The organism is Glutamicibacter sp. FR1 (genome assembly GCF_047300825.1).
Taxonomy (GTDB): domain Bacteria; phylum Actinomycetota; class Actinomycetes; order Actinomycetales; family Micrococcaceae; genus Glutamicibacter; species Glutamicibacter nicotianae.
Window position 1 is genome coordinate 380,427 of the sequence record NZ_CP178602.1, and the last position, 25,718, is coordinate 406,144.

Consider the following 25,718-nt stretch of genomic DNA (forward strand, 5'->3'; position numbering starts at 1 on the left):
TAATGGACGCAAAGTTTCTGGAAGCGATAGAAGCCGGACGAATCGATGAGACAGTCGCTACTGCGGTTTCGTGGCAACCCGATGCACTGCTGGAGACTCTCGATTACAGGAGAATAAGTAACGACGCGCAGCCCTATTGGGAATTTGCGAAAGCTTGGATCGCGGCTGCAGGAAGCCTCGATAAGCCCATCATTGCCAGATGGGTTGTCGACATTGCATTGGGTGAATTCGCGTACTTGGAAATCCAGGCCGAAGCAGCTGACCTGCTGGTGAAATCGGTTCGGGAGGCCAAGGATTACCTTGCGAGCTTGATCGAAGACGTTTCGGTGCTTTCTGATAATCCCGATGCCGGTTTGTCCAAACGACAAGTTCAAGAGCTGAAGGATACTGCGTTGTTGCTTACTCAACTGTCCATTCCGGGTGCCAACCATTAGAGCAGCCGCGTCGAGAATTTCCAGGAGCAGCTTCGTGCCCTTGCTGGGTATCGAGGCTGTTCTTTCATTAGTTGAACAGCTGTGAGTATTGAGATGGCTGGTCTGGGACTAGCTGGCAGGATAAGAACCAGCCGCACCATCCCTGGATGTGACTCATTAAACGGCTGACCCGAAAGGCGTCTTTCCTTCGACTTGTCAATCGGGCAAGGCGTCTTAGCATTGCTGTATGACGATCCCTCGCTCTTTGGCAAGCTGGATACCATCGATGAACAGCGCCAGAAAGTGCCGATATGATCCTGAGCGATGAGAATCTACCGCGGGTGCACTACTAAATTTTGCGGTGCTTAGCACGGACCAGATGAGCGGTTTAGCGCTCGCCTAAATCTCCGTGCGTGATTTCGCGAGGGATTGCCCGACTTATAGACCGCATCAATAGGCGTGCAAAATCCGCAGGAGGATCCGAAGGCTCCTAGCAATTGTCTTTGTAGCGAGTCCCCAGTTCCACGGACTGATCCCGGTCTTGATAGTCGACATGATATCCGCGGATCCAGCTAAGGCTGGAATGCCCAAACCGTTCAAAATTACAAACTTTGCAAACTCCGTTGCGCCGTAAGGCTGTATTGTCTTCCCAAGAGTGATCCGTTTGAGAGCGATGGCCCAATGAAACCCTGCTCAAACATTGACAAGGTTTCACCATACCAATGGTTATTGGAATAAGCATTGGTATGGAGAATCTTTGCCAACGATTGTCGAAGCCATAGCTATGGCCCGGGTGCGACGGTGTCGTTTCACATGCGCAGCGCGCGAGAATTCTTATCCTGCGGTAATTTCACGAAGGGCGGCGACGTGGCCAACATATGCGCGACGGCCCGTCTTCGTCAGCGAAACGCGCACGTGGCTGCGGCCCAGCTTGGTGAACCGCTCGATGGCGACATATTCGGCATCGGCGAGCTGCTTGAGGTGCTTGCTCAGAACCGAGTCGGCGATATCGAGGAGACCGCGAAGGTGTGCGAATTCAGCCCACTGAACCGGAGCCAGGCTGGCACAGATGCGAAGCCGCAATGGAGCGTGGATTAATTCGTCGAACCGGGCGTCGCTAGACGACTTGGTCATTGCCGTCCTCCAAGCGCGCCATGTTGTAGGCAGCTTGCATCTTGGCCACCAAGAACATGCAGGATATAAAGGTGACAAGAATCTTCGCCACAACTTCCTCTGCCTGTGCCGCTTCCCAAAGCCTCAGGCAATTGACCAACAGGATGCCGAGGAAGAAATATCCTGCATAGGCGCCCGCCAGCAGGCTCGGGGTATCGGCCAATGTCCGTGGCTTTGCGCGACGGCGCCGGGCCAGCACGTACCAAAGGATCAACGGTATATACAGCAGTGCTGTCCAAAAAGCCTGGGGTGGGTAAGCCTGGAACAACGTAAGGACTACGGCCGAGACTGCGACCAAGGTGGTGGTGAAGCCGCGCGGACTCCCGGAAGTCTGGACCATCTGCTGTGAGTCCTGCTCGGCAGATTGCAGCAGCTTGGCCGCGTGCTGTCCGTCCATGAAATCGCCTGATGAAGCCATGAATTACTCACTTTCCGTCACGGAAAGTCTCGCATTTCCATGTCAGAAAATCAAGGGATTGGCTTAAATGTGGTGGTACTTGCCGCCGGCCAGGATGTCCTGCGCCCGGTAGAGCTGCTCGGTGAGGATCAAGCGCACCAGCTGGTGCGGAAAGACCAGCTTGGACAGCGACCAGGTGAAGTTGGCGCGGGCATGCACCGTGGGATCCACGCCGTAGGCGCCGCCGATGATGATCACCACATTGCGCGAGGAATCGATCGGTGTGCGCAGGGTGTTGGCCAGCGCGGGGGAGTCCACGTTCTTCCCTCGTTCATCGAGCAGCACCACGAAGTCGCGGTCATCGATCTTGGCCAGGATGCGTCCGGATTCCTCGCTGCGGGCCGCGTCGTTCTCGCGCGAGGAGTGGCTCAGCAGCAGCCAGGACAGGTCGAAGGGCTTCTTCAGCCGCTTCTCATAGCGGGAAATTCCCTCGTCCACCCAGGACTCGTGTTTCTTGCCAACTGCCAGCACCTTGATCGTCATGCTTCCATTGTTCCGCATCCGTCGGGTTCAGTGCTTCGCGCCCATCCCGATACGATGGAAACCATGAGATCCTCTTGGTACTTCCGGCACGGCCAGCGTCCTGGCGGCGCACAGGTGCTGTGGATCATTTTCGGGCTGGTCGTCGCCATGTTCTACTTCACCCGCAGGGTGCTGGTGTCCCTGCATGCGGGCGGATGGGCCAAGGACCTGGACGCCCCGGCATACCAATGGGCGCTGGAGCACCAGTCGCCGTTCCTGTTCGCGGTCTCCGACTTCCTATACTTCTGGGGATCCACCCCGGGAATGACCATGATCATGCTGGTGATCACCGGGTTGCTGTGCTGGAAAACGCGCAGCGCGTGGCCGCTGGCGGCTGTCGCGTTCACGGCATTGGTCTCGGTGCTGCTGACCGTCATCCTCAAGGCCAACCTCCAGGTGCCGCGTCCCCAAGGCATCCCCGGGGGACCTGCGCCGCCTGAATCCTATTCATTCCCCAGTGGGCACACGCTGAACTCGGCGGCGCTGATCGGCATCGCCAGCTACCTGGCAATCATCTACGGGCTGCGCCGCTACGCGTACCTTATCGCCATCATCGCGGCGCTATTCGTGCTGGCGATGGGCGCCTCGCGCATCTACATCGGGCACCATTGGGTTTCGGATGTGCTGGTGGGACTGCTGATCGGGGCCGCCTGGGCCGCCGTGGTGGCAATCCTGCACTACTTCTTCGTGCCGCGGCCCGCAGCTACTAAGCCAGCACGCGGATCGGCGCGCCGCTAGCCCATGCGCGGAGATCTTCCACCGCATCGCGGTAGAACATCTCGAACTGCTCGATGGTCACGTAGCCGATATGCGGGGTGGCAATCACGCCCCTGGTGTTCGCCAGCCGGTCCTGGGCCGGCAGCGGTTCCACATCGAAGACATCCACCGCGGCCAGATGCAGCCGCCGGCTTTCCAGCGCGTCGATGAGCGCGCCGGTCTGCACGATCCGGCTGCGCGAGGTGTTGACCAGGATGGCATCGGGCCGCATCCAAGCCAGCTGCTTCGGGCCGATGACCCCGGTGCTGCGCTCGGAGAGCTTCAGGTGCACGGTCACGATGTCGCTGGTGGAAAACAGTTCGGCCTCCGAGACCAGCTCCACGCCCGCTTCGGCGGCGCGCTCCTTGGTGAGGTTCTGGCTGTAGGCGATGACCCGCATGCCGAAGGCCAAGCCCACCTTCGCCACCCTCGACCCCAGATTTCCCAGGCCGTAGACGCCCAGGGTCTTGCCGGACAGGCCCATCCCCAACGTGGTCTGCCAGCCCGAGTCGGCCGCCAGCGGGCGGTCCGCGGAAAACAGTTCCACATCCAGTCGGCGCGCGGCGGAAAGAATCAGCGCCCAGGTGTGCTCGGCGGCATCGGTGGCCACATAGCCGGTGTGGCTGACCACGATACCCCGGTCCTGTGCAGCCTGCAGGTCAATGGATCCGTTGCGGCGACCGGTGGTGACCAGCAGCTTCAGGTTGGGCAAAGCGTTGAGCCGGGCGGCCGGAAAGGGCGTGCGCTCGCGCATGGCGACAATGGCGTCGAAGGGCAGCAATGCCTCGATGACAGTGTGGTCCTCATGGCCCAGGTGCTCGGTGAAGACGGTGATCTCGGCGTCCAGCTCGGCGGCGAGGCCATCGAAATCGGCCAGCGAGCGGGCCACGCTGTGGTAATCATCAAGGATTGCAATGCGCATGGCTTCATCCTAGGCATCTGCGGCCGCTGCTGTCCTGTCACTGGCGTAACAAAAAGCTGGCGCCTGCATCATGCAGGCACCAGCTCAAAGCAGCGATGCTACTGGACGACGGTGAATTCCAGCTGCTCGGTGTAGGAACGACCATGCACGTCGGTGGCGGTCGCCGTCGCGGTGTGCTCACCAACCGAGAGGTCATCAGGCAGTTCCAGGCGCCACAGGTGGCTGGTCTTCTCGGCGAGGCCGCCGCCGTGGACGAACTGCTCGGCGATGGCGGACGGGTCCGAGTACTCTGCTCCGGTCAGCGGGCGCTCGCCGGCCATCTGCTGGGTCCGCTCGGCGGCCACCGGGGCCTGGCCATCGATGGAGACCTCGACGGTGGAACCGGTGCTGCCCATCCAGAAGTTCGTGGTCAGCCAGGTGTCCTGGGACAATCCCTGCCGGCTCACTGCCAGCGGGTCGGCCAGGGGCTGGACGGTGCCGCGTTCCTTGTCCAGATTCTCTTCGTACCACTGCCGGTACTCAGGGGTATTCAGGCCTAGCGACATCTGCTTGCTGGGATCCTGGCCGGTGGCGGTGAAGCGCTCCACGATGTCGGTGTTCTTGATGTCCAAGGTGAGCACGCCCGGCGGGGTGCCGTCGCGCTGGATGGAGGTCGGGTAGCCGTTCTCGGAGACCCGGCCGTCATACCATTGCCCGGAAATTGCCGGGACCGTCAGGTGGGTGAAGGGCAAGCCTGCTTCGCCGACCTCATCGCGCCAGCCGTCCATCAGGTCCCCGGCGCGCAGGTTCTCCGACATGTGGGTGTGCCCGCCCAGGGAAACGGCCTCGCGTCCCTCAAGCAGCTCGTAGATCTCCTTGACCTGCTTGGTGGAATGCTCGTCGCTGTAGAAGAACTCGAGCATCGGGCTGTGCCCGGCCAGCACGATGGCCTTGTTCTTGGGAACCTTGGCCAGATCCTCGCGCAGCCACTGCAGCTGGCGCTGGCCCAAATTATAGGTGTAGTCGCTCTTCTTAGCTGGAACCGCAGTGGGGTACTCGATGGTGCTCAGTGCGATGACGTGCGTTTTGCCGGTGTCGTAGGAGTAGTATTCCGGGCCGAACTGGGCGCGGAAGGAATCGAACTCATGCTGTCCATCCAGCGAATCGTAGTCGATGTCGTGGTTGCCCGGCAGGAAGCGGGCCGGGCCGTTGAGCATGGAAGAAAGCTCGCGGGTCTGGTGGAAGAAGGTCAGGTCATCGCCCACGAGGTCACCGATGAACAAGGCGCCGCACCCGATGTAGTCGGTGCGTGCCGCCAGATCGGCGAAGGCGCCGTCCCTGGCATATTCGACTTCCTGCTGGGTGTAGGTCTGCACGTCCGCGCCGATGACGCAGCTCTGCTCCGGCGATTGGGTGGCGCTGCTGCGCACCAGCGGGAAGTTGACCGCCTCGGGCAGCGGGCCGGTCGGCGCGATGCCGTCGTACTTCAATTCCGGGGAGCCTCCGGGCAGGTGGATGTAGAAGAACTGGGCGACGTTGTCCTCGTCAACCGGTACCTGGAAGCCGCGCGGCTGGGTGACGAATGCGGTCATGTTGTTGTAGGCCGGCAGTTCGTAGCGGCCCTGTCCGTCGGTGGACACAACGTTGCGGCCGTTGGACACCGTGACGTTCGGCAGGCCGGGTTCACCGGCATCCTGCTTGGAGTTCTTGTTGCGGTCTTCGAAGACCACGCCGTCCAGCGTCTGTTGATCGGCGGCGTTGCCGCTATTTTTAGCAGGGATGACCTCGACGGACCCGCGGTAGGCCGAGGAGCTCCAATCCGCGGTGGTCTTGGCGGCAGGCACCGCGTCGACTTCTGGGCTGGCGCTGATCAAAGCGGTGGAAGCGGCAATGGCAACTAGGCTTCCGGCGGTCAGATGCAGTGGGGTGAGATGATTGGTTTTGCCGGGTCGAGCGAAGAATTTCACGTACGTTCCTCCGGGTGGGGACAATCTGCCGGCCCCTTGGCCGACCGTATTCCACGGTGCCAAGGGCAGGTGAATTGCAACCGATGCGCAGGTAATGGCGATTCATCGATCCCGTAAATACTTATCGACTGTCTTGGCAGGATTTAGGTATCTCCAGCTAATGAAATGAAGTGGTGGCGATGGAACTGGTGCAGGCGCTGATGGCAGGCGCGCGGGGACGCAGGCTGCTGTGGGAATTCGCAATTGCCAGCGAAGAGCAGCTGCAACCGGAATTCGCGGAGCATCCACTGCGGTCGGCGATGTTCTATGCCGCGCATCGGGTCGCGGTCGAACGTGGCGAGAGCGTTGGCCTGTTTGGCATGGACGAGTCAGGCGTGCCCGATATCAGTGTCGAGGAGATTGCACGGCTCCTTGATGTCGCCAGCCTGGTGACGCCCACCGCGGCGCTCCTGCAACACGCGCTAGTTCGTTCGGTGGACTACGCGCGCTATTGGCAGGAACCGGATGGGGAAGACACCCTGCTGGCGTTGCCGGCTTTCGCCGCGCCTCTTGAGCGGGTCGCCCGGCATCTGGCGGACAGCGGGCTAGCGGACTGGTGGATGGATCCCGTGGATCTGCGCAACCAGTTCAAGGTGGAGTTCGACCAGCATGATCCCGTGGGTAAGTCGCAAGCTCCCGATGACGATGCCCTTGGCATTTTGCAGGACTGGAGGGGCGCGGTTCTGGCGACGGAAGCCCGCGATGCCGCGGAACTGCATAACAGCCAGCTGGGCAGCTTCAGTGGCGAATGGTGGTCCAAGCCCAGCAGCCGCCTGCCCGCCAGCACCGGTATCTTCCCTGACGGCGAGCCTGTGGGCCTGAGCTGCGTGGAAGACGGATTCGGGTGGGAACAGGCCAGCGTCAGGCACGCTAGTGTGCCTCCCGCAGCGAACATGCTGGAGATCGCCACGGCGGAGGACTGGATCCGTCTCTGCCGCGAACACGGCCTCGAGGTGTCCGCGCAGAAGCGCCACGACTGGTATCTGGCTACCGGGCGCGACGGCGCATGGAAGATCCCCGATTGGCTGGCTGTGGCGCGCGACTATGATGGCGTGCATTTGGGCATCGGTGCCTATCTGGCGCTCGCCGGACAATGCCTGGAGATCGATGAAAAGTACGCCAGCGTGATTGCCGGGTGGGATCCGGACCAGACGTTCTGGTTCACCGGTGAGCTTCGCTGCTACGGGCCAGCGCAGGAATGGATTTGCCTGGACGCCAGCAACGAGGAAGCACGGTGGGTGCCTGCTGGCAATGTTCCAAGTTCATGAGCTGTCACGGGCGCAGTGGCCAGCCCCGGTTTCTGGTGCAATGGGTTTCATGAATGACGCGAAAAACGATGAACTGGCCGCCGCAACCGAGGTCATTTTGCAATTGCGCTGGTCGGATCAGGATGCCCTGGGCCATGTGAACAATGCGCGCGTCGTGACCTTGATGGAAGAAGCGCGCATCCGCTGGACGCGCGAAGACGGAACCACAGGCCGTTTCGAATTCGGCACAGTGGTCGCATCCATCCAGATCGACTACCTGCGCCCGCTGCACTACCAGCCCGAGATGCTCATCCGCATGGGCATCAGCCGGCTGGGCAACAAGTCATTCACCGTGCGCGGCATCGGCTACCAGGATGGGCAGCCGGTATTCGACTCGACCACGGTCATGGTTCCGCTGGCAGCCGATGGCGTTTCGTCCCGCCCATTGAACGAGCTGGAGCGCAGCTGGCTCAGCGAATCGCTGATCCCTGCACGCGGCTAGACTCTCGGCGCCGCGCCCGGGCTCTTGAGGCGCGCCGCCAGATCACGCAGCTTCGCTTCGGATTCCGAGCCCTGCTCGGTGGTGTAGATGAACAGGGTCTGGTCAGTTGCCCGGTCACGTCCAGCGCCTCGTAGTTGACCTCCAGATAACCCACGTCGGGGTGGGTGAACCTCTTGATACCATCCCGCCGCTCCACCACCCGGTGGTCTGCCCACCAGGTACGGAATTCTTCGCTGTTCATGGACAGCTCTCCGACGAGCTGCGCGAGCAGCGGATCGTGCGGATGGCGCCCGGCATCCAGGCGCAAGGTGCCGACCATCGACGCGGCGACCTGTTCCCAGTCGGCATAGCGCTGCCTGGCTTCGGGATCGAGGAAGGCCCAGCGGATCAGGCTGCGGTGGCGCACCGGCTTGGCGAGGAAATTGGTGAGCAGGCTGGCGGCCAGCGGATTCATGCCCAGCACCTCGGTGCGCCGGCCGCGGATGAAGGCCGGATGGGCGGTGAAGGAATCCAGCAGCTTATGCAGGGATGGGCGCACCCGCTGGACGCTGCTCGACGGGCTGTTGCGCCCGGAGCCGGAGACCGAGCGGGCCAGATTGAATAAGTGCCCGGTCGCCGCCTCATCCAGTTGCAGGGCCCTGGCCAACGCTCCGACCACGGATTCGGAGGGGCGCTTGTGCCGGCCCTGTTCCAGCCGGGTGTATTAGTCGGTGCTCACCCCGGACAGGACCGCGACCTTTTCGCGGCGCAGCCCGGGCACGCGGCGCCGGGGACCGCCATCGCCTGCCGGACTGACCAGAGCCCGCCGGGCCTTGAGGAACTCGCCGAGCTCGGTATTGGAATTCATCGGTGCTGTCCTTTCATCCGCGGGCCGCATTGCCCCGGTTTCATCCTAGTTCTGCCTGCGGTGCTGGTCCGAGGCCAGAACTATCCTAGGACTGGCATACCCCGGATCAACGCGCCACTTCCCACGGCACCCTAAGCGCTGCATTGGTGATGGACTATTAGTGCCACTGCCACCGTCATCCAGGAGCGCGCATGCCCAAGCCATCCAGCAACCTGACTACCCGCGAATCGACCCAGCAACCGCGCGAGCACCGCGCGACCCGCTGCTGGAACGGCCCGCGACGCGTCCTGCCGGGATCCGCGCGCTGCTGCGCGATCTGGGCGGAGCCTATGCCAGCAATGGGGTAATCGGCCTGGTCTTCTCCGCTTCGGGCCCCATCGCGGTCACCCTTGCCGTGGGGGCCGCCGGCGGATTGTCCCAGGCCGAGATGGCTTCCAGGGTCTACGGGATCTTCCTCTCCGCGGGGTTGACGACCATCGTGATGTCGCTGCTGTACCGCCAGCCGCTCGGATTCGCCTGGTCCATCCCCGGCACGGTGCTGCTGGGCCCTTCGCTGCAGCACCTGTCCTTCGCCGAAGTGGTCGGGGCGTTCTTCGTCTCGGGGGTGCTGGCCCTGGCACTGGGAGCCACCGGGGTAGTACGCCGGATCATGGCGGCCATCCCGATGCCGATTGTGATGGCCATGGTGGCGGCGGTCTTTCTGCGCTTTGGCACCGACATCGTCTCATCCACCCAAGCCAACCCGGTGGTGGCCGCTCCCCTGGTGCTAGTCTTCGTGCTGCTTTCCGCGGTGCCTGCGCTGGGCCGAAAACTGCCCCCGGTGCTGGGCACGCTGATCGCCGGCGTCATTGCCGTGGCAGCCAGCCGGCAGTTCGCGCTGGATACCGCGAGCGGTCCGGTACTTGCCACCCCGGTGTTCACCGCACCGGAATTCACCTGGGCCGCGCAGCTTGAACTGGTGGTGCCGCTGGCCATCACCGTGCTGATCGTGCAGAACGGCCAGGGCGTTGCGGTGCTGCGTGCCGCCGAGCACCAGCCTCCGGTCAATGCCTCCGCGCTGGCCTCCGGCGGTTTCTCGATCCTCAACGCCTGCTTCGGCGCGGTGTCAGCCTGCGTCACCGGGCCGACCAACGCTCTGCTCACCTCATCGGGGGAGAAGCACCGCCACTACACGTCGGCGGTGGTCTATGGATTCCTGTCCTTTGTCTTCGCCCTGCTGGCTCCGACGCTGACCCGCTTCATGCTGGCCACCCCCGAGGCGTTCGTGCTGGCCTTGGGAGGGATCGCCATGCTTAAGGCCCTGCAACAGGCATTCGTGACCGCCTTCGCCACGAAGTTCACCTTTGGCGCGCTGGTGACATTTGTCGTGACAATTTCCGGCCTGGACCTGTTCAACATCCATACGGCGTTCTGGGGCATCCTCTTCGGCTATGCCGCCTCCCGGCTCATGGAGCGCGGCGACCATGCACCCGTCGCCGGGCAATAGCGCGGACCACAGTTGATCCGGGGCCGTGCCGGTTCGTGATGAGCTAGCAAGCTGGCCTAAGCTGGCGGTAGCTGGCATCAAAGACTTCGGACAGGATGGGCATGGCCGCGGGCAACATGTATCGGGTGGGAGTACTGGGCCACGGGGCCATCGGTTCCTTGGTGGCGGATCAATTGTCTGTCGGGAGCGTTGAGGGCGCCCAGCTCGAAGGGGTGATCGTGCGCCGGCAGCATCCGGGTCCGGAACATGAGCAGCTGGGTATCCAGCAGGCGCTGGAGCGCTGCGACCTGGTGGTCGAATGCGCGGGCCAGCAAGCTGTGCGGGAGCATGCGGTGCGCATCCTGGAGGCAGGGGTCGACCTGCTGGCCAGTTCCATGGGAGCGCTGGCCGACCCGGTGCTCGCCGCGCAGGTGCAGGCCGCCGGGCCAGGCCGGCTGATCAGCACCGCCGGGGCCATTGGCGGATTGGACCTGCTTGGTGCGGCGGCACGAATGGGCGGCATCGAGCAGGTGCTGGTAACTACGCGCAAGCTGCCGGCCACCTTGGTGTAGCCGTGGATGGATGCGCGGCGGCGCCGCGAACTGGAGCAGGCCAGCGGCCCGGTAGAGGTATTCAACGGTCCGGCTGCGGTGGCGGCCCGCGAATTCCAGAAGTCGCTGAATGTCGCCGCGGCAGTGGCCTTGACAGTGGGGGATTGGGACGCGGTGCAGGTCAGGCTGCTCGCCGATCCGGCGGCAGAGCTGACCGAGCACCTCATCGCAGCGCACGGGCCAGCCGGCGAGTACAGCTTCTCGGTCAAGAACTATCCATCGCCGCGCAACCCGCGCACCAGCGGCATCGTCCCGTGGGCCTTGCTGCACTCGATCCAGCAAGCCGCGGATGCGCGGCGCTAGCGGCTAGTTGCCTTCGGCTGCCGCGTACTCGTCCAGCACCTTCTTGCCGATCTTGAACGCCACGTTCGCTGCCGGAACGGAGCAGTAGATGGCGCACTGCAAGAAGACTTCCTTGATCTCTTCCGGGGTCATGCCGTTGCGCAGGGCGGCGTGCACATGCATTTCCAGCTCTTCCCAGTATCCGCCGGCAATCATTGCGGTCAGCGTGATGGCGCTGCGGGTGGTGCGTGGCAGGCCTTCGCGGGTCCAGATGGTGCCCCAGGCGTAGCGGGTGATCATTTCCTGGAACTCGTCGGTGAACTCGTTCGAGTTCTTGGTGGAACGATCCACGTGCTCATTGCCCAGGACCTGGCGGCGCACCGCCATGCCGGCATCATAGGTGTCGCCGGGAAGGCGCGATGATTCAGCCATTGTCTGCTAATCCTCTCTGCTTAGTTGGACAGGAAGAACCCGGCCAGCAAGGCTGCAGTCTCTTCCGGTGCTTCGGCCGGGGCCAAGTGGGCTGCCGAATCGATGATCGCCATGGTTCCGTGCGGTGCATGCTCGGCAACGAATTCCGCGTCGGCCGGAGGGCAGACCTGGTCCTGCGCGCCGTTGATCGCGATGATCGGGTCGCTGGTGGAGGCCAGCTGCTCGCGCACGTCGAAGCCTGCCAGGGCGCCGCAGACGTGGGCGTAGGCGAAACGGTCGGCGTCCTGCAGGCTGTGCAGCAGCTCGGTGCTGATCACCGGCTGCTTCTCGATGAAACCGGGCGCGAACCAGCGCTCGGCGGAGCCGGCGACCATGGTCGGGGTGCCTGCCTTGGCGACCAGCTCGGCACGGTCGGTCCACGCTTCCGGGGTGCCGATCTTCGCCGCCGAGCAGATGGAGGACAACCCGTTGAAGAAGCCTGGGTGGTCTGCCGCCAGCTGCAGTGCGGTGGCCCCACCAACCGAGACTCCCGCGTAGTACAGCTTGGACCCCTCGGCGATGACGCCGTCGGCACGCAGTGCCTGGACAACCTCGGTGACACCGGTGGCCAGTTCGGCCAGCGTGAATTCCTCGGTGGATGGCTTGCTTTCGCCATGCCCCGGGAGATCCCAGGCGATGACCTGGAAGTGCTCCTTGAGGTACGGCAAGGCCGGTGCCCACAGCGGCAGGGCGGCGGTGCCCAGCGAGGGGCCGGCAATGAGGGTGGGAAGTTCCTTGCTGGTATGCAGCAGGGATGGAGTTAGTTGCGGGACTGCCATAGTTCCTTCCGTGCCGAGTAATCGGCGAGTACTGTTTCGGTGAATCGATCAGCGGCGCCGAGGTAGCCGGCTGGATCTAGTAATTCGTCGAGGTCCTTGTCGCTTAGATCATGGGTGGGGATTTCCAGGCGCAGCAGTTCGCGCAGGGATACGTCCTCGTCGAGGCTGCGGCGCACCAGCGCTTGGATGGCAGGTTTTCCGCCGGCCACCAGTGGCGCCAGGACGGCCGCGAGGCGCTCGGAGAGCACGGCATCTCCACCCAGGGCGAGGTTGCGTTCGATGGCTGCAAGGTTCACGCCCAGGCCGTTGGCCAGGAATGCGGCGTGGAAGGCGGCGCCGGAAGCCAGCCGTGCCAGTTCGCGCAGGGCGCTCCATTCGGCATGCCAGCCGCCATCGGGGCGTTCATCCACTGCGATGCCGGCAGCAGTGAAGAGGGTGGAGAGCAGGCCGGGGGCGCTGAATGCCGCATTGCGCAGCAGCACCGAGCGCACCGGATTCTGCTTTTGCGGCATGGCAGAGGAGCCGCCCTTGCCAGCCTCGCGCGGTTCGGACAGCTCGCCGATTTCCGGGCGGGAGGCGGTGAGCACATCCGCGCCGAAGGTCCCCAGCGCGGCAATGGCCGAACCCAGCGCGGAGCCGAGCTGGAGAATCGGCATGCGGTTGGTGTGCCATGGCGTTCCCGGATCCGCCAGGCCCAGCAGATCCGCCAGCTGCGAGGCCAGCGACTTGCTCGTGGCTGTTGTTTCCGTGTGGCTGGAGAGCAGCTGTTCCAAGGATGCGAGCGTTCCCACCGCGCCGCCCCACTGCAGGCGCAGCTGCCCGGCCGCGGCGTCCAGCTGCCGTTCGGCATCCAGCACGGCAGATAACCAGCTGGCCGCCTTCCAGCCCAGGGTAGTGGGCAGGGCATGCTGGGTCAGCGAACGGGCAATGCACACGGTGGACCGGTGCTCGCGCGCCAGATCCGCCAACCCGCCGGCGGTGCTGCGCAGATCGGCCAGCGTGAGCGTGATCGTCTTGGACAGCACCAGCATCAGCGCGGTGTCGATGATGTCCTGGCTGGTCGCCCCGCGGTGCAAGGCGGTGCTGGCAGTTTTCGCCGAGCCATCATGCGTGAGCAGCTCGCGCATCATGCCCAGCAGCGGGATCAGCGCATTGGCGCCATCCGGTGTCTTGGACGCCAGCAGCGCCAGGTCGTAGCGGTCCACGCTGGCCACCTCGCGCACCGCCTGCGCATCCTCCATGCTGCACAGGCCGGCATCCGCCTGGACCTGCACCCAGGCGGCTTCGGCATCCAGCATCCCCTGGACGAAAGCCGCGTCGCTGGCCAGCGCCGAGGCCGCGGTGCCAGCCCAGGCAGGGGCCAGTACGCCGTAGTCTGCGCCTTCCATTCAGTCCCTCGATTCTTAGCTTTAAGCGTGCACGCCGTTCTTCTAGAACTCTAGTGCCCGGCAACGGGCGAAACCCCGCCGGGTGCTTCAACGCCCGTAACAGTACGGGCGCCGGGGCAGCCTGGCGGGGTGGCGCGATGGGTTCTAGCTTTCGCGCGGGTAGGAGAGGAACACCGTCTCGTTCTCGCCCTGCAACCGGATATCGAAGCGCAGCGAGCCGTCCTGTTCGCGGGTGGCGATCAGCGTGGAGCGTTCTGCTTCGCTCAGCGATGCCAGCAGCGGGTCATTGGCCAGCGCCTCGGTGTCCTCCGGCAGGTAGATGCGGGTGAACAGCCGGTTGAGCAGGCCGCGGGCGAAGACCGTGAGCATGATGAACGGCGCCTTGCCTGCTTCGGTGGGGCCAGGGTTCACTGTGGTGAAGGTGTAGTGCCCGACATTGTCCACGGCCACGCGGCCCCACCCGGTGAAGGTGTAGCCGTCGCGGACCAGCGAGCCGTCGCGCGAGACGACCTTGCCGTGCTCGTCGGCCTGCCAGATTTCCAGCAGCGCGTCCGGGATGACCTCGCCGTTGCCATCGGTGATGACCCCGTGCAGGCGCACCGAGTTCGGGTTGGCCTGGCTGGCCAGCTCGTTGTCCTTCTCGAAGGGCAATGCATAGCCGTAGAACGGGCCGATGGTCTGTCCCGGGGTCGGGACGAGTTTCAGTCCAGGTGCCTGTGCCATTTAGTGCTCTCCCTCTTCGTCTTCCATCCAGGTGCGGTTGCTGCCGGTGAGCACGATGTCCCAGTTGTAGCCGGTGGCCCATTCGTGGCTGGTCAGCGAATGGTCGTAGGTGGCGACCAGCCGGTCGCGGGCCTTCGCATCGGTGATCGACTGGTAGATCGGATCCAGCGAGAACAGCGGATCGCCCGGGAAGTACATCTGGGTGATCATGCGCTGGGTGAAATCGGTGCCGAACAGCGAGAAATGGATGTGCGCCGGGCGCCAGGCGTTGTGGTGGTTCTTCCACGGGTACGGTGCCGGCTTGATGGTGGTGAAGGAGTATTCGCCGTTCGGTCCGGTGATCGCACGGCCCACGCCGGTGAAGTTCGGGTCGATCGGGGCCGGATGCTGGTCGCGCTTGTGGATGTAGCGTCCGGCGGCGTTGGCCTGCCAGATTTCCACCAGCTGGCCGGCCACCGGGCGGCCATCGCCATCGAGCACGCGGCCGGCAACGACAATGCGCTCGCCGATCGGCTCGCCGTTGTGCTGGATGGTCAGATCCGATTCCAGCGCATGCACGTCGCGCTGGCCGAAAGCAGGGGAGTGCAGCTCAATGGTTTCCGGGTCTGCGTGGTGCAGGTTCTTGGTCGGGTGGCGCAACAGCGAGGAGCGGTAGGGTGCGAAATCGATGCGCGGCTGGGTTTCGGCCTTCTTGCCGGCCAGGACTTCCTGGCGGTAGGCCTCGTGGATGTCTGCGATTTCGCCGCTGATCTCATCCTGGCTGGCGGTGGTTGCCGCCGGGTCCAGCAGATGCGAGTTGGCGAAGGATTCGGCTTCGGTGCCGTCCTGGTGCGTGGTGCCGGTGCTCAATGCGAGCTCCTTTCAAAGGTGCTGTGGCAGGTCAGGGAGTTCAGGCGCGAGGCCAGCCGGTGTAGGACTCGGCCAGGTACTGCTGGCCGAACCGCGAGGAAGTGACGGTTTCCAGCTCGCCCAGGGCGCGCTTGGCCATGAACGGGTCGCCGCCTACCGGGGTGTGCAGCATGGAGGTCATCCAGTAGGAGAAGTTCTGCGCCTTCCACACCCGCTTCAGCGCGAGGTCGGAGTAGCCTTCCAGCAGCTGGTCGCTGCCGGTGGAGAAGTAGGAATCCAGGGCCTCGAAGAGCACCTTCACATCGGCGAAGGCCAGGTTCAGGCCCTTGGCGCCGGTGGGCGGGACGGTGTGCCCGGCGTCGCCGATCAGGAACAGGCGCCCGTGGGAGAGCGGTTCGCGAACGAAGGAGCGGAAGCCCAGCACGGTCTTGTCGAAGATCGGCCCGGTCTTCAGCTGGAAGTTATCCGGCCCGTCCACGCGCCTTTGCAGTTCGGCCCAGATGCGGTCATCGCTCCAGGCGTTCACGTCTTCGTTCGGGTCGCACTGGAAGTACATGCGCTGCACGGTTTCGCTGCGCTGGGAGATCAGCGCGAAGCCATGCGGGGAGTTGGCGTAGATCAGCTCGGGTGCGGACTTCGGCGCTTCGGTGAGGATGCCGAACCAGGCATAGGGGTAGGTGACCTTGAAGTCCTGCTTCACGGTCTCAGGCATCTGGCGGCGGGCGAAGGAGCGCGAGCCGTCGGCACCGACGATCACATCGGCGTGCACCTCGAACTCGGTGCCCTCGGCGTCGGTGAAGCGGAACTTCGGGGTGGTGGTCTGCATGTCCATGATCTCGGTGACCTCGCAGGAGTAGCGCACGTCGCCCTGGTCACGCTGGCGGGCAGCGGACAGGTCCACGAACACCTCGTTCTGCGCGTAGAGGGTGACGGTGGCGTCCACCAGGTCGCGGAAGTTCAGCGGGTGGGATTCGCCGTTGAAGCGCAGGTCGATGCCTGCGTGCTCGTCGCCTTCGGTGAGCACGCGGCCGTCGACGCCGGACTCGGTGAGCATCTGCACCGCCTGGGCTTCGAGGATTCCGGCGCGGTGGGTGTTGCGGATGGTTTCGTGGTCGCGCATTTCCACGACGATGTTATCGATGCCGGTCTTGGCCAGCAGATGCGAAAGCATGAGCCCGGCCGGACCGCCGCCGATGATGCCGACATTGGTCTTGAGGATGCGTGGATTCTGGACCATGGGACCTTGCCTTGCTGTCGTCTGGGCCGTGAGCCGTGAGGCCGGCTGCGTTGCCGGGCCGGGTCATCTGGCCGAGGGAAGTACTGGGGAACTTCCACAAGCATGCGATGCGGGTGACCTGGACGACAGCGACGTTCTCAATGAATGAGAATAATGGGCCGCATATCCATGCAGCGGCGGTCTCGCACGGTGGACAGCTGTCCGTCCTGGCCTCGCCGCTAGCTGTCCCTGATATGCAGTGCGCGGGCAATGCCACGGGCCGCGGTGCGCAAGGCCAAAGCCGCTGGTTGCAAGGCTCCCGAATCCCGGGGGACCACCACCGAAATGACAGCAACCTGGTATCCGGCTTCGTCGAGGATCGGGGCAGCCACACCAGTGGTTTCCGAGTCGATGAATCCGTCCAATGAGGCGAACCCGATGCGCCGGATTTCTGCTATTTCCGCGTGGAAATCAGGATGTGCCGCGATCATCAGCTCGCGGTGGCGTTCAAGGAAACCGCGAATGATCTCGGGCCGGGAAAAAGCCAGGAGGGCCATGCCCATCGACGTACGGTGCACAGGCATGCGCCCTGCGACATTCGCCTGGTTCACCACGGAGCCGGGCCGGGAGAGCCGTTCGATGATCAGCACTTCGTCCTGATTCAAAACAGATAGCTGGGTGTTCTGCCCCAGCAGCTGGTTGATGTCCTCCATGAAGGGCAGCGCTGCGGTACGGAGATCGTACGTGGCAGCACTTCGATTGGTCAGTTCCCACAGGCGCAACCCGAGGCGCACCTGGCCGGTATTGTCACGGGCCAGCAAGTCGTGGGAGACCAATTCATCCAGCAAGCGGTACATGGTGGCTTTGGGAATATCGGCCCGGCGGGACAGTGCGCTGACAGTCAGCTGCGGGTTATGCGCGTCGAAGGCATCAAGGATCCGCACCAGGCGGTCCAGCATCGAATCCCCGCTGGGCGAATTGGCCATGGCACTACTTTAGACCAGCAGGCCAACGGCCTGAGGCCAGGCGAAAGAGAGTGATTCAACTCCCGGGATGCTCGACCCGCGAACCGCAACGTGCCTAGGCTGAGCACAGGTACACCGATGACCACGGCCTTGCGGAGGGGGCCACGCGCCCGCCGGGCGAGTGGCGCAGTATAGGCGGGCGAGGGGATCCGGAGCCGTGATTGGACCTGGACTTCAGGGAGATCATGGTGGCAGAGCGCAGCGGCACGTCGCCGGATCCAAAGGAGAAGCCGAATCCTACCGTTGGACGCAGCAAGTTCGGCGTCAGCAAGAAGCCGAGGAACCCCGAAGCCGAGGAATTCAGGGCGCCGATCACCAATACTGAACTGAGCAAGGGGCCCGGGGAACTCTTCGAGCACCCCGGTCCCAAGGTCAACTGGCGGGTATTCGTCGTTGCCGCCGCGGTCATTCTTGGATTCTCCCTGTGGGCGATGCTCGCCCCGGACGCCGCGGCCTCGACGATGCGCTCGGCGGTATCGTGGTTCTCCACGAACCTGGGCTGGGTCTACGTGCTGACGGTGACCGTGATGGTGTTGTTCGTGCTCTGTGTGGCCTTCTCCAAGGAAGGCAGCGTCCGGCTGGGCCCGGACCATTCGCGGTCGCAATACAACCTGGTCACCTGGGTGGCGATGCTCTTCGCCGCCGGCGTGGGCATCGACATGCTCTTCTATTCGGTCACCGGGCCGATCACCCAGTACATCGCCCCGCCGGCCGCTGATCCCGAGTCCGCCGCGGCCGCCCAGGATGCGGTGGTCTGGACGATGTTTCACTACGGCATCGCCGGCTGGTCCATGTACTCGCTGCTGGGCAAACGCGTGCGCGGCGGCACCGGCGACGTCATCGACATCTTCGCCCTGGTCGGCACCGTCTTCGGCGTCGCGACCTCCATGGGCATCGGCGTCGTGCTGCTGAATGTGGGCTTCTCGATGATCTTCGGGCTGCCCGAGGGGCTGGCCCTGCAGACCGCACTGATCGGGGTGGACAAGGGCATCCGCATCATCTCCGAGCTGAACCTGTGGTCCGCGGATGCCATGATGCTCTACATCCTGGTCACCGGCAAGACTTCCTTCCTGCTCAGCGCGCTGGTGGGGAGCATCGGCCGGTTCATCTTCACCCTGCCCGAACGCACCTTGCAGACCTTCGCCTACGAGGCCGACGGACCTGACTGGATGGCCAGCTGGACGCTGTTCTCCTGGGCCTTCTGGCTGGCTTGGGGCCGTTCGTCGGCATGTTCCTGGCGCGCATCTCGCGCGAGCGCACCCTGCGCGAATTCGTCATCACGGCGATCACGGCCGCGGCGCTCTGCGACTACTTCATCGTTTCGATCTTCGGCCACAGCGCGCTGAAGGTGGTCATGGACGGCAATACAGGCGTCGCCGAGCGGGACATGACGGAAGCCGGAGCACGGATGGTATGCGCTGCTGGAAATGTTCCCTGGCGTCCCGTTCCTCATCGCCCTGGCCACCCTCTCCGGCCTGCTGTTCTACGTGACCAGCGCGAACTCCGGCGCGATGGTGATGTCCAACTTCTCGTCGACCGTCCCCGACCCTTCGCAGGACGGGCCGAAGTGGCTGCGCATCTTCTGCGCTTTGGCCACCGCGATGCTGACCATTGCCATGCTGGTGGCCGGCGGGGTGACCACCATGGAGCACGCCACGCTGATCTTCGCGCTGCCGGTGACCATCATCGCCTACCTGGTGATGGCCTCCTTCCCCAAGGTGCTGCGCATGGAGCGCGCCGAACGCGAGGGCCGGATGAACCGGCGCAAGGCCACCGCCGCGCATGGCGGCGCGGCCCCGGACAAGACCTGGCGCCAGCGGCTGGCCCAGCTGCGCTCCTACCCGTCGAACAAGCAGGTGGCCCGCTACGTGGAGAAGGCCATCCACCCGGCGCTGGTGGAAGTGGCGAAGGAATTCGAGGGACTCGGCTACCATGCCGAACTGTCCACCACGCCCAACGACCAGACGAAGACCCCCGAGCATGCGCTGGTCATCCGCATCCCGGACCACCGGGATTTCCATTACCAGGTGGCCGCGGTGGAAGCTCCTGCGCCGATGTTCGGCGCGCGTTCGATGTCCCGCGAAATCGACGTGTATTCCAGGCTCGAGGTCTTCACCCTGCTCGGCTCTGAAGGCTAGGACCTGATGGGCCTGGAACGCGACTAGGTCATCAACGATGTGCTGGACCGCTGCGAAGCGCATCTGTCCTTCCTGCGGTATTCGGACGAGCACGACTATGCCTCGGTGCTCGCCCCGCTTCGCCCCGCCACGGGCATGGTGCCGCGCGTCCCCGAGCTGGGATCGGAGCCCGACCCGGGCCCCGGCAATCCGCCCGATCAGCAGCCTCCTACACCGCCCACTCCAGGCCGCGGCCAGTAGGCCGAAGAAGCGGAGAATGAATTAACCTCCCGTCCATCCTATTTTCCAGCCGATTGATGTATTGTCGATCGCGGATGGGGGCGTATCTATTGAGGGGCGGGTGGACATGGTTCGAATTCGTAAAGTGGAACTGGTTGCGCTGTCGGCTGCCATGGCGCTGGCCGCCAGCGGTTGCGTCGGAGTGTCCGAGGAGGGCGCCGGCAATCAGCCGGACGCCACGGCGGCATCTGGCTCGGATTCCGCGCAGCAGGCTGCCGAGGCGCCGCAACCGCCTGCAGGCCTAGAGGAGGAAACCGAGGAAGGCCTTGAAGCTGCCGTCGACTACTGGGTAGCCCTGCTGAACCATGCGGTGGCCACCGGGGACACTGCGTCGCTCAAGGAATTCTCCGCTGCGGGCTGCTCGCTGTGCCAGGAGCGCATCGCCGCAATCGACCGGGTGTACGCCCAGGGCGGGAGCATCGCCGACGGGCAGTTCAGCATCGTCGAGATCTCCAGCAGCATGGACCAGTTCCGGGGAGAAGATGGCGGTGGCAAGGTGGCCTTTGCCAACTTCGGGATGGAACGCGCCGCCGGCGAGGTGCTCGACTCCGAGGGGAAGGCGAGCAGCCAGATTGAGTCGGTGTCCTGCCAGGGCATCGACAGCACCTGGGACGAAGTCGCCTACGACAAGGAAGGGAACTTCATCGGATCGATCTGCCGGCTGGCTGTGCAAGAACCGGAGTTCGAGGAAACCACCGGGTGGCGGCCGCTGGATGTCGCATTCAACGCCCAATAGCAGTGCACAGGTGAAAGGCGCCTCGGTCGCCGCATGAAGAACGCCGGGCCCCTTCTGGAAGGGGCTCGGCGTTGCTTGCAGGGAACAGCTGTTGCTCGCGGCTACGCGCTCTTCGGCTTCGGGATCTGAGCGATGACCAGGACTGCGATCAGCGCCGCTCCGCCATAGAGGAAGAACGCGCCCGGGTAGGCGGTACCCGCGGCGACCATCAGGCCAGTGACGTAGGGGCCGATGATGGCGCCGAAGCGGCCGATGCCCGAGGCCAGGCCGATGCCGGTGGCCACCATGTCGCGCGGGTACACGTGCCCGGCATACACATACATCAGGCACTGGGCGCTGAACACGAAGATGCCGGTGACGAACAGGACCGCGGTGAGCAGCACCTGGCTGCCGAATGGCACTGCCAGCAGCAGCAGGAACACCGCGGACGCGGCGAACCAGAGCAGCGAGATGAGCTTGATGCCTTTGGCATCCGCCGCGTAGGCGCTGATGATCAGGCCGGCAATCGCGCCGAGGTTCAGCACGAAGAGCATGGTCAGCGAATCGGCCACCGGGTAGCCGGCAGCGCCCATGATCTTCGGCAGCCAGGCATTCAGGCCGTAGACCAAGACCAGGCCCATGAAGGCGGCAATCCACAGTCCGATGGAGCTGCGCAGGTACTTTGGCTTGAGCACATCCATTGCCGAGGTCCGCTCATCCGCGGCAGCCAGTTCGCTATCCGGCAGCTTGAACCACAGCAACGCCAGCAGCGCCAGGCCCAGGCCGCCGCCCAGGTAGTAGAGCAGCGACCAGTGCACCCCGGCGGCCTTTCCGGCCAGCGAGGCCAGCACCGCGCCGAGGTGGTAGCCGACCATCGGCAAGTTGTTAGCCAGCGCGCGGCGTCCCACCGGCGCGTTCTCCTGCATCAGCGCCAGCGCTACCGGCATGCAGCCGCCCAGCCCGAGGCCCGCGATGAAGCGCACCAAGCCCATCAGGAACGCCGAGGGCATGAGCGGGAAGACCAGCGTGAAGATCGAGAAGATGAGCACTGCGACAAGCAGTGGACGGCGCCGTCCGAAGTGGTCGGCCAAACGGCCCATGAATGCGGCACCCACGCCCACGCCGATCAGCGAAAAGGTGTTGACCCAGTTCATGGCCCCGACGCTGAAGCCGCCGACATCCGGGTCGGTGAGCATCGGGATTGTGGCACCCAGCGCGACGATGTCGTAGCCCTCGAAGACCACGATGAAGAAACAGAGGACAGCAATCCAGCCACCGAGCCGTTGTGGGGAGGTGGTAGTGGTAGGCACGGACAATCTCAATCCTTTCGAAGGTGCGAGGCCATGGCAGTGATGCAGCTCATGACCAAGTGAGACTAGCACCTCATTCGCATCGTGACCAAAAGTTCGCACAGCGAACAGCTGGAGGCAATTAAACCCTTGTGCCCGATGGGCAGAAACTGATAAAGTTCAATATACGAACATAAGTTCACGATGTGAACATCTTTTAGCGATGGAGCAGTGAAACGATGCAGCAGGCCTACCTATACGACGCAATCCGCACGCCATTCGGCAAAATCGGCGGCTCCCTGTCCAGCCACCGCCCCGACGACCTGGCCGCCCACGTGGTGCGTGAACTGGTAGCCCGTGCTCCGCAGCTGGATAGTGCGCAAATCGACGAGTCGATCTTCGGCAACGCCAATGGCGCCGGCGAGGAAAACCGCAATGTGGCCCGCATGGCCACCTTGCTCGCCGGGTTGCCCACCTCGCTGCCGGGCGCCACGATGAACCGCCTGTGCGGTTCCTCGCTGGATGCCTCCATCGCCGCCTCCCGGCAGATCGCCACCGGCGACGCGGACCTGGTTCTGGTTGGCGGCGTTGAATCCATGTCCCGCGCCCCCTGGGTGCTGCCCAAGACCGAGCGCCCGTTCCCGATGAGCAACCTGGAACTGGCCAACACCACCCTGGGCTGGCGCCTGGTCAACCCGGCCATGCCGGGTCAGTGGACGGTGTCGCTGGGCGAGGCCACCGAGCAGCTGCGCGAGAAGCACAACATCTCCCGCGAGGACCAGGACGAGTTCTCGGCCCGCTCGCACCAGCAAGCAGCCGCCGCCTGGGAGGCCGGCAAGTACGAGAACCTGGTGGTTCCGGTGCCGCCGGCAACCAAGCGCGGGGTGGAAGTCACCCGCGACGAGACCGTCCGTGCCGATTCCACCACCGAAACCCTCTCCAAGCTGCGGACCGTCTTCCGCACCGGCGAGAACGCCACGGTCACCGCCGGCAACGCCTCGCCGATGAGCGACGGCGCCTCGGCCGCCTTCCTCGGCTCCGAGCGCGGCGGGGCGCTGCTGGGTGCAGACCCGATTGCCCGCATTGTCTCCAACGGCGCTGCCGCCCTGGACCCGCAGTTCTTCGGCTTCGCGCCGGTCGAGGCGGCCAACAAGGCGCTGGCCAAGGCCGGCCTGAAGTGGTCGGACATCGCCGCGGTGGAACTGAACGAGGCCTTCGCCGCCCAGTCGCTGGCCTGCATCCGCGCCTGGGATATCGACCCGGCGATCGTCAACGCCTGGGGCGGGGCCATCTCCATCGGCCACCCGCTGGGCGCGTCGGGCCTGCGCATCCTGGGCACCGTCGCCCGCCGGCTGCAGGAATCCGGTGAGCGATACGGCATGGCCGCGATCTGCATCGGCGTGGGCCAGGGGCTGGCAGTCGTCGTCGAGAACGTGAACGCTACCAAGTAGCTTGTAGAAAGGCAGCATCATGGCACCACGTATTGCCACCTCGGCTGCGGACGCCGTCGCCGAGATCACCGACGGATCCACCGTGCTGATCGGTGGCTTCGGCAACGCCGGCCAGCCGATGGAACTGATCGACGCGCTCATGGAGTGCGGCGCCACCGACCTGACGGTGGTCAACAACAATGCCGGGCAGGCCGATGCCGGCCTGGCCCTGCTGATCAAGGAGCGCCGGGTGAGGAAGATCATTTGCTCCTTCCCGCGCCAGTCCGACTCCTGGCACTTCGATGAGGCCTACCGGGCCGGGGAAATCGAGCTGGAACTGGTGCCGCAGGGCAACCTGGCCGAGCGCATCCGCGCCGCCGGGGCCGGCATTGGCGGGTTCTTCACCCCCACCGGCTACGGCACGCTGCTGGCCGAGGGCAAGGAAACCCGCATCATCGATGGCAAGGGCTATGTGCTGGAAACCCCGATCCATGCGGACTTCGCGCTGATCAAGGCGCTGAAGGCCGACACGCTGGGCAATCTGGTCTACCGCAAGACCGCACGCAACTTCGGCCCGATCATGGCTACCGCCGCCAAGCAGGCCATCGTCCAGGTGGAGGAGGTCGTGCCGGCCGGTGCCATCGATCCGGAAAACGTCATCACCCCGGGCATCTTCGTGGATACCGTGGTGGAACTGGGAGGGGAAAAGTAATGAGCGCATTCAGCATCACCGAGGCGAAGCTCACCCGCGATGAAATGGCGCAGCTGGTGGCCGCCGACATCCCGGCTGGCGCCTTCGTGAACCTGGGCATCGGCCAGCCGACCAACGTCTCGAACTACCTCACCAAGGAGCAGGGCGTCACCCTGCACACCGAGAACGGCATGCTGGGCATGGGCCCGGTCGCCACCGGCGAGGACATCGACGAGGACCTGATCAATGCAGGCAAGATCCCTGTCACCGAGCTGCCCGGCGCCTCCTTCTTCCACCACGCTGATTCCTTCGCGATGATGCGCGGCGGGCACCTGGACGTGTGCGTGCTAGGTGCCTTCCAGGTCTCCAAGGACGGCGACCTGGCGAACTGGCACACCGGTGCCGAAGGCGCCATCCCCGCAGTGGGCGGTGCCATGGACCTGGCCATCGGCGCCAAGGCGACCTGGGTAATGATGAGCCTGTTCACCAAGGCCGGTGAATCCAAGCTCGTCGAGGCGCTGAGCTACCCGGTCACCGGGCTGGGCTGCGTCTCGCGGATCTACACCGAAGTTGCGGTCTTCGAGCTGTGTGATTCGAAGGTCTTCGTGCGCTCCACCCATGGCATCAGCTTCGATCAGCTGGCAGACAAGGTCCCGGTGGAACTGACCAAGGCATAGCAGACACAGTAGATTAGTGGGGTGCGCATCGGTGAACCTGGGCGCGCACCCCGCAATCATTTGAGCACGCGCAAGGAGCACGGTGAGCGAGCAGTCAGCACCAACCGCATCGGTCCAGTCACTGGCCCGGGGCTTGGCGGTCATCAGCAGCTTCGACGCAGAACACGCGTCGATGACCCTCTCCGAGGTCGCCGCCCGGACAAACCTGTCCCGGGCCACCGCACGGCGGTTCCTGCTGACCCTGGTGGAGCTGGGCTATGTGCGAACCGACGGCAAGCACTTCGAGCTGACTTCCAAGGTCCTGCAGCTGGGCTATGCCTACCTGTCCAGCGCCACCTTGCCGCAGCTGATCGAGCCGGTGCTCGAGGAACTCTCGGCCGCCGTGCACGAATCGGCTTCCGCTTCCATCCTTGACGGTTCGGATATCGTCTACATCGCCCGCGTGCATACCCGTTCGATCATGCGGGTAGGCATTTCGGTGGGCACCCGCTTCCCTGCGGCCAATACCTCCATGGGCAGGGTGCTGCTGGCCCACCAGCCGGCGGAAATCCAGCAGGAGGTGCTGTCCGCCGGGGTGCAGTCGATGACCGGATTGGGCATTGGAGATGCGGCTGCGCTGCGCGAGGAACTGGAGAAGATCCGCGCCCAGGGCTATGCGGTGGTGGACCAGGAACTGGAAATCGGGCTGCGCTCCGTGGCGGTGCCGGTATTCAGCGCCGATGGCACCGTAGTGGCCGCGATGAACGTGTCGATGAGCGTGCATCCGAATACCGCTGATACTGCGCAGGATGCCGCCCAGGCGGTGCTGCCGCGGCTTCTCGGAGCCGCGCAGCAGGTGCGCGAGGCGCTGGCCGCCAGCCGCTAGC

At 64.3% G+C, this 25,718-nt stretch carries 27 protein-coding genes and 2 pseudogenes; 14 read left to right on the forward strand and 15 right to left on the reverse strand.

What is annotated here, in order from left to right; all coding sequences use genetic code 11:
• Positions 1 to 2 precede the first annotated feature (2 nt).
• On the forward strand, positions 3 to 434 hold the full coding sequence (locus tag ACLQ8T_RS01875) for a hypothetical protein (protein ID WP_204720276.1): 432 nt from the start codon (positions 3 to 5) through the stop codon (positions 432 to 434).
• A gap of 813 nt (positions 435 to 1,247) precedes the next feature.
• Here ACLQ8T_RS01875 and ACLQ8T_RS01880 read toward each other — a convergent pair.
• The 3 genes from ACLQ8T_RS01880 to ACLQ8T_RS01890 all read right to left on the reverse strand — a co-directional run bounded on the left by ACLQ8T_RS01880 (position 1,248) and on the right by ACLQ8T_RS01890 (position 2,526).
• Positions 1,248 to 1,547, reverse strand: a complete 300-nt coding sequence (locus ACLQ8T_RS01880; RefSeq protein ID WP_413455516.1) for a transcriptional regulator — start codon at positions 1,545 to 1,547, stop codon at positions 1,248 to 1,250.
• A complete protein-coding gene (locus tag ACLQ8T_RS01885; RefSeq protein ID WP_413455517.1) occupies positions 1,531 to 2,004 on the reverse strand; it encodes a hypothetical protein in 474 nt (157 codons plus the stop codon). Before ACLQ8T_RS01885 ends, ACLQ8T_RS01880 begins: the two co-directional genes overlap by 17 nt.
• A 63-nt stretch (positions 2,005 to 2,067) precedes the next feature.
• Entirely contained in the window at positions 2,068 to 2,526 is a 459-nt protein-coding gene (locus ACLQ8T_RS01890; RefSeq protein WP_413455518.1) for a 23S rRNA (pseudouridine(1915)-N(3))-methyltransferase RlmH, read from the reverse strand.
• 63 nt (positions 2,527 to 2,589) lie between these two features.
• Here ACLQ8T_RS01890 and ACLQ8T_RS01895 point away from each other — a divergent pair, with 63 nt between their 5' ends.
• A complete protein-coding gene (locus ACLQ8T_RS01895) occupies positions 2,590 to 3,303 on the forward strand; it encodes a phosphatase PAP2 family protein (protein WP_413455519.1) in 714 nt (237 codons plus the stop codon).
• Here the strand turns inward: ACLQ8T_RS01895 and ACLQ8T_RS01900 are convergent.
• Together ACLQ8T_RS01900 and ACLQ8T_RS01905 are read right to left on the reverse strand one after the other, a co-directional pair.
• The gene (locus ACLQ8T_RS01900) at positions 3,272 to 4,243 is read right to left on the reverse strand and encodes a D-2-hydroxyacid dehydrogenase family protein (RefSeq protein ID WP_413455520.1); all 972 of its coding nucleotides are present in this window, start codon (positions 4,241 to 4,243) and stop codon (positions 3,272 to 3,274) included. The genes ACLQ8T_RS01895 and ACLQ8T_RS01900 overlap by 32 nt on opposite strands.
• Positions 4,244 to 4,341: 98 nt before the next feature.
• Positions 4,342 to 6,189, reverse strand: a complete 1,848-nt coding sequence (locus ACLQ8T_RS01905) for a calcineurin-like phosphoesterase C-terminal domain-containing protein (RefSeq protein WP_413455521.1) — start codon at positions 6,187 to 6,189, stop codon at positions 4,342 to 4,344.
• 179 nt (positions 6,190 to 6,368) lie between these two features.
• On the opposite strand from ACLQ8T_RS01905, the gene ACLQ8T_RS01910 reads away from it, so the two are divergent.
• Together ACLQ8T_RS01910 and ACLQ8T_RS01915 are read left to right on the forward strand one after the other, a co-directional pair.
• A complete protein-coding gene (locus ACLQ8T_RS01910) occupies positions 6,369 to 7,496 on the forward strand; it encodes a hypothetical protein (RefSeq protein WP_413455522.1) in 1,128 nt (375 codons plus the stop codon).
• A gap of 49 nt (positions 7,497 to 7,545) precedes the next feature.
• A complete protein-coding gene (locus ACLQ8T_RS01915) occupies positions 7,546 to 7,977 on the forward strand; it encodes an acyl-CoA thioesterase (RefSeq protein WP_413455523.1) in 432 nt (143 codons plus the stop codon).
• Here the strand turns inward: ACLQ8T_RS01915 and ACLQ8T_RS01920 are convergent.
• Both ACLQ8T_RS01920 and ACLQ8T_RS01925 read right to left on the reverse strand, forming a co-directional pair.
• Entirely contained in the window at positions 7,946 to 8,635 is a 690-nt protein-coding gene (locus ACLQ8T_RS01920) for a transcriptional regulator (RefSeq protein WP_413455524.1), read from the reverse strand. The two genes, ACLQ8T_RS01915 and ACLQ8T_RS01920, sit on opposite strands and share 32 nt — an antisense overlap.
• Before the next feature lie 45 nt (positions 8,636 to 8,680).
• Positions 8,681 to 8,824: a hypothetical protein gene (locus ACLQ8T_RS01925; RefSeq protein WP_413455525.1), complete on the reverse strand. Its 144-nt coding sequence runs from the start codon at positions 8,822 to 8,824 to the stop codon at positions 8,681 to 8,683.
• 160 nt (positions 8,825 to 8,984) lie between these two features.
• On the opposite strand from ACLQ8T_RS01925, the gene ACLQ8T_RS01930 reads away from it, so the two are divergent.
• The 3 genes from ACLQ8T_RS01930 to ACLQ8T_RS01940 all read left to right on the forward strand — a co-directional run bounded on the left by ACLQ8T_RS01930 (position 8,985) and on the right by ACLQ8T_RS01940 (position 11,203).
• The gene (locus tag ACLQ8T_RS01930) at positions 8,985 to 10,310 is read left to right on the forward strand and encodes a benzoate/H(+) symporter BenE family transporter (RefSeq protein ID WP_413455526.1); all 1,326 of its coding nucleotides are present in this window, start codon (positions 8,985 to 8,987) and stop codon (positions 10,308 to 10,310) included.
• A 101-nt stretch (positions 10,311 to 10,411) separates the two neighbouring features.
• Entirely contained in the window at positions 10,412 to 10,861 is a 450-nt protein-coding gene (locus ACLQ8T_RS01935; RefSeq protein ID WP_413455527.1) for a hypothetical protein, read from the forward strand.
• A gap of 6 nt (positions 10,862 to 10,867) precedes the next feature.
• On the forward strand, positions 10,868 to 11,203 hold the full coding sequence (locus ACLQ8T_RS01940) for an aspartate dehydrogenase domain-containing protein (protein ID WP_413455528.1): 336 nt from the start codon (positions 10,868 to 10,870) through the stop codon (positions 11,201 to 11,203).
• 3 nt (positions 11,204 to 11,206) lie between these two features.
• On the opposite strand, the gene pcaC is transcribed toward ACLQ8T_RS01940, so the two are convergent.
• From pcaC to ACLQ8T_RS01975, 7 genes are all read right to left on the reverse strand, one after another.
• Complete coding sequence (gene pcaC, locus ACLQ8T_RS01945) at positions 11,207 to 11,614, reverse strand: 4-carboxymuconolactone decarboxylase (protein WP_128471336.1); 408 nt, start codon at positions 11,612 to 11,614, stop codon at positions 11,207 to 11,209.
• A 20-nt stretch (positions 11,615 to 11,634) separates the two neighbouring features.
• A complete protein-coding gene (locus tag ACLQ8T_RS01950; protein ID WP_413455529.1) occupies positions 11,635 to 12,432 on the reverse strand; it encodes an alpha/beta fold hydrolase in 798 nt (265 codons plus the stop codon).
• Positions 12,414 to 13,820 (reverse strand): lyase family protein, encoded by a 1,407-nt coding sequence (locus ACLQ8T_RS01955; RefSeq protein ID WP_413455530.1) that lies wholly within the window; start codon positions 13,818 to 13,820, stop codon positions 12,414 to 12,416. The genes ACLQ8T_RS01950 and ACLQ8T_RS01955 overlap by 19 nt, the downstream gene beginning before the upstream one ends.
• 144 nt (positions 13,821 to 13,964) lie before the next feature.
• Positions 13,965 to 14,543, reverse strand: a complete 579-nt coding sequence (gene pcaG, locus ACLQ8T_RS01960) for a protocatechuate 3,4-dioxygenase subunit alpha (RefSeq protein WP_128471338.1) — start codon at positions 14,541 to 14,543, stop codon at positions 13,965 to 13,967.
• On the reverse strand, positions 14,544 to 15,392 hold the full coding sequence (pcaH, locus tag ACLQ8T_RS01965; RefSeq protein WP_413455531.1) for a protocatechuate 3,4-dioxygenase subunit beta: 849 nt from the start codon (positions 15,390 to 15,392) through the stop codon (positions 14,544 to 14,546).
• Between the two features lie 40 nt (positions 15,393 to 15,432).
• Complete coding sequence (locus ACLQ8T_RS01970) at positions 15,433 to 16,629, reverse strand: 4-hydroxybenzoate 3-monooxygenase (protein ID WP_413455532.1); 1,197 nt, start codon at positions 16,627 to 16,629, stop codon at positions 15,433 to 15,435.
• A gap of 218 nt (positions 16,630 to 16,847) precedes the next feature.
• Complete coding sequence (locus ACLQ8T_RS01975; RefSeq protein ID WP_413455533.1) at positions 16,848 to 17,594, reverse strand: IclR family transcriptional regulator; 747 nt, start codon at positions 17,592 to 17,594, stop codon at positions 16,848 to 16,850.
• A gap of 470 nt (positions 17,595 to 18,064) precedes the next feature.
• On the opposite strand from ACLQ8T_RS01975, the pseudogene ACLQ8T_RS01980 reads away from it, so the two are divergent.
• The 3 genes and pseudogenes from ACLQ8T_RS01980 to ACLQ8T_RS01990 all read left to right on the forward strand — a co-directional run.
• Positions 18,065 to 18,972: pseudogene (locus ACLQ8T_RS01980) on the forward strand (BCCT family transporter); the annotation flags it as partial.
• Positions 18,973 to 19,045: 73 nt separating this feature from the next.
• Positions 19,046 to 19,771: pseudogene (locus ACLQ8T_RS01985) on the forward strand (BCCT family transporter); the annotation flags it as partial.
• Positions 19,772 to 20,117: 346 nt separating this feature from the next.
• Complete coding sequence (locus ACLQ8T_RS01990; RefSeq protein WP_413455534.1) at positions 20,118 to 20,786, forward strand: DUF6318 family protein; 669 nt, start codon at positions 20,118 to 20,120, stop codon at positions 20,784 to 20,786.
• Positions 20,787 to 20,887: 101 nt separating this feature from the next.
• Here ACLQ8T_RS01990 and ACLQ8T_RS01995 read toward each other — a convergent pair whose 3' ends face one another.
• Complete coding sequence (locus ACLQ8T_RS01995) at positions 20,888 to 22,075, reverse strand: MFS transporter (RefSeq protein WP_413455535.1); 1,188 nt, start codon at positions 22,073 to 22,075, stop codon at positions 20,888 to 20,890.
• A 218-nt stretch (positions 22,076 to 22,293) separates the two neighbouring features.
• Here ACLQ8T_RS01995 and ACLQ8T_RS02000 point away from each other — a divergent pair, with 218 nt between their 5' ends.
• The 4 genes from ACLQ8T_RS02000 to ACLQ8T_RS02015 all read left to right on the forward strand — a co-directional run bounded on the left by ACLQ8T_RS02000 (position 22,294) and on the right by ACLQ8T_RS02015 (position 25,717).
• Complete coding sequence (locus ACLQ8T_RS02000) at positions 22,294 to 23,505, forward strand: thiolase family protein (RefSeq protein WP_413455536.1); 1,212 nt, start codon at positions 22,294 to 22,296, stop codon at positions 23,503 to 23,505.
• Positions 23,506 to 23,524: 19 nt separating this feature from the next.
• Complete coding sequence (locus ACLQ8T_RS02005) at positions 23,525 to 24,196, forward strand: 3-oxoacid CoA-transferase subunit A (RefSeq protein WP_413455537.1); 672 nt, start codon at positions 23,525 to 23,527, stop codon at positions 24,194 to 24,196.
• A complete protein-coding gene (locus ACLQ8T_RS02010; protein ID WP_204720318.1) occupies positions 24,196 to 24,852 on the forward strand; it encodes a 3-oxoacid CoA-transferase subunit B in 657 nt (218 codons plus the stop codon). The genes ACLQ8T_RS02005 and ACLQ8T_RS02010 overlap by 1 nt, the downstream gene beginning before the upstream one ends.
• Positions 24,853 to 24,934: 82 nt before the next feature.
• Positions 24,935 to 25,717: an IclR family transcriptional regulator C-terminal domain-containing protein gene (locus ACLQ8T_RS02015; protein WP_413455538.1), complete on the forward strand. Its 783-nt coding sequence runs from the start codon at positions 24,935 to 24,937 to the stop codon at positions 25,715 to 25,717.
• Position 25,718 lies beyond the last annotated feature (1 nt).

Excerpts from the sequence above, each read along its gene's own strand:
- ACLQ8T_RS01875 (WP_204720276.1), top strand. The coding sequence starts at position 3 with ATGGACGCAAAGTTTCTGGAAGCGATAGAAGCCGGACGAATCGATGAG.
- ACLQ8T_RS01880 (WP_413455516.1), bottom strand. The coding sequence starts at position 1,547 with ATGACCAAGTCGTCTAGCGACGCCCGGTTCGACGAATTAATCCACGCT.
- ACLQ8T_RS01885 (WP_413455517.1), bottom strand. The coding sequence starts at position 2,004 with ATGGCTTCATCAGGCGATTTCATGGACGGACAGCACGCGGCCAAGCTG.
- ACLQ8T_RS01890 (WP_413455518.1), bottom strand. The coding sequence starts at position 2,526 with ATGACGATCAAGGTGCTGGCAGTTGGCAAGAAACACGAGTCCTGGGTG.
- ACLQ8T_RS01895 (WP_413455519.1), top strand. The coding sequence starts at position 2,590 with ATGAGATCCTCTTGGTACTTCCGGCACGGCCAGCGTCCTGGCGGCGCA.
- ACLQ8T_RS01900 (WP_413455520.1), bottom strand. The coding sequence starts at position 4,243 with ATGCGCATTGCAATCCTTGATGATTACCACAGCGTGGCCCGCTCGCTG.
- ACLQ8T_RS01910 (WP_413455522.1), top strand. The coding sequence starts at position 6,369 with ATGGAACTGGTGCAGGCGCTGATGGCAGGCGCGCGGGGACGCAGGCTG.
- ACLQ8T_RS01915 (WP_413455523.1), top strand. The coding sequence starts at position 7,546 with ATGAATGACGCGAAAAACGATGAACTGGCCGCCGCAACCGAGGTCATT.
- ACLQ8T_RS01925 (WP_413455525.1), bottom strand. The coding sequence starts at position 8,824 with ATGAATTCCAATACCGAGCTCGGCGAGTTCCTCAAGGCCCGGCGGGCT.
- ACLQ8T_RS01935 (WP_413455527.1), top strand. The coding sequence starts at position 10,412 with ATGGCCGCGGGCAACATGTATCGGGTGGGAGTACTGGGCCACGGGGCC.
- ACLQ8T_RS01940 (WP_413455528.1), top strand. The coding sequence starts at position 10,868 with ATGGATGCGCGGCGGCGCCGCGAACTGGAGCAGGCCAGCGGCCCGGTA.
- pcaC (WP_128471336.1), bottom strand. The coding sequence starts at position 11,614 with ATGGCTGAATCATCGCGCCTTCCCGGCGACACCTATGATGCCGGCATG.
- ACLQ8T_RS01950 (WP_413455529.1), bottom strand. The coding sequence starts at position 12,432 with ATGGCAGTCCCGCAACTAACTCCATCCCTGCTGCATACCAGCAAGGAA.
- ACLQ8T_RS01955 (WP_413455530.1), bottom strand. The coding sequence starts at position 13,820 with ATGGAAGGCGCAGACTACGGCGTACTGGCCCCTGCCTGGGCTGGCACC.
- pcaG (WP_128471338.1), bottom strand. The coding sequence starts at position 14,543 with ATGGCACAGGCACCTGGACTGAAACTCGTCCCGACCCCGGGACAGACC.
- ACLQ8T_RS01970 (WP_413455532.1), bottom strand. The coding sequence starts at position 16,629 with ATGGTCCAGAATCCACGCATCCTCAAGACCAATGTCGGCATCATCGGC.
- ACLQ8T_RS01975 (WP_413455533.1), bottom strand. The coding sequence starts at position 17,594 with ATGGCCAATTCGCCCAGCGGGGATTCGATGCTGGACCGCCTGGTGCGG.
- ACLQ8T_RS01990 (WP_413455534.1), top strand. The coding sequence starts at position 20,118 with ATGGTTCGAATTCGTAAAGTGGAACTGGTTGCGCTGTCGGCTGCCATG.
- ACLQ8T_RS02000 (WP_413455536.1), top strand. The coding sequence starts at position 22,294 with ATGCAGCAGGCCTACCTATACGACGCAATCCGCACGCCATTCGGCAAA.
- ACLQ8T_RS02005 (WP_413455537.1), top strand. The coding sequence starts at position 23,525 with ATGGCACCACGTATTGCCACCTCGGCTGCGGACGCCGTCGCCGAGATC.
- ACLQ8T_RS02010 (WP_204720318.1), top strand. The coding sequence starts at position 24,196 with ATGAGCGCATTCAGCATCACCGAGGCGAAGCTCACCCGCGATGAAATG.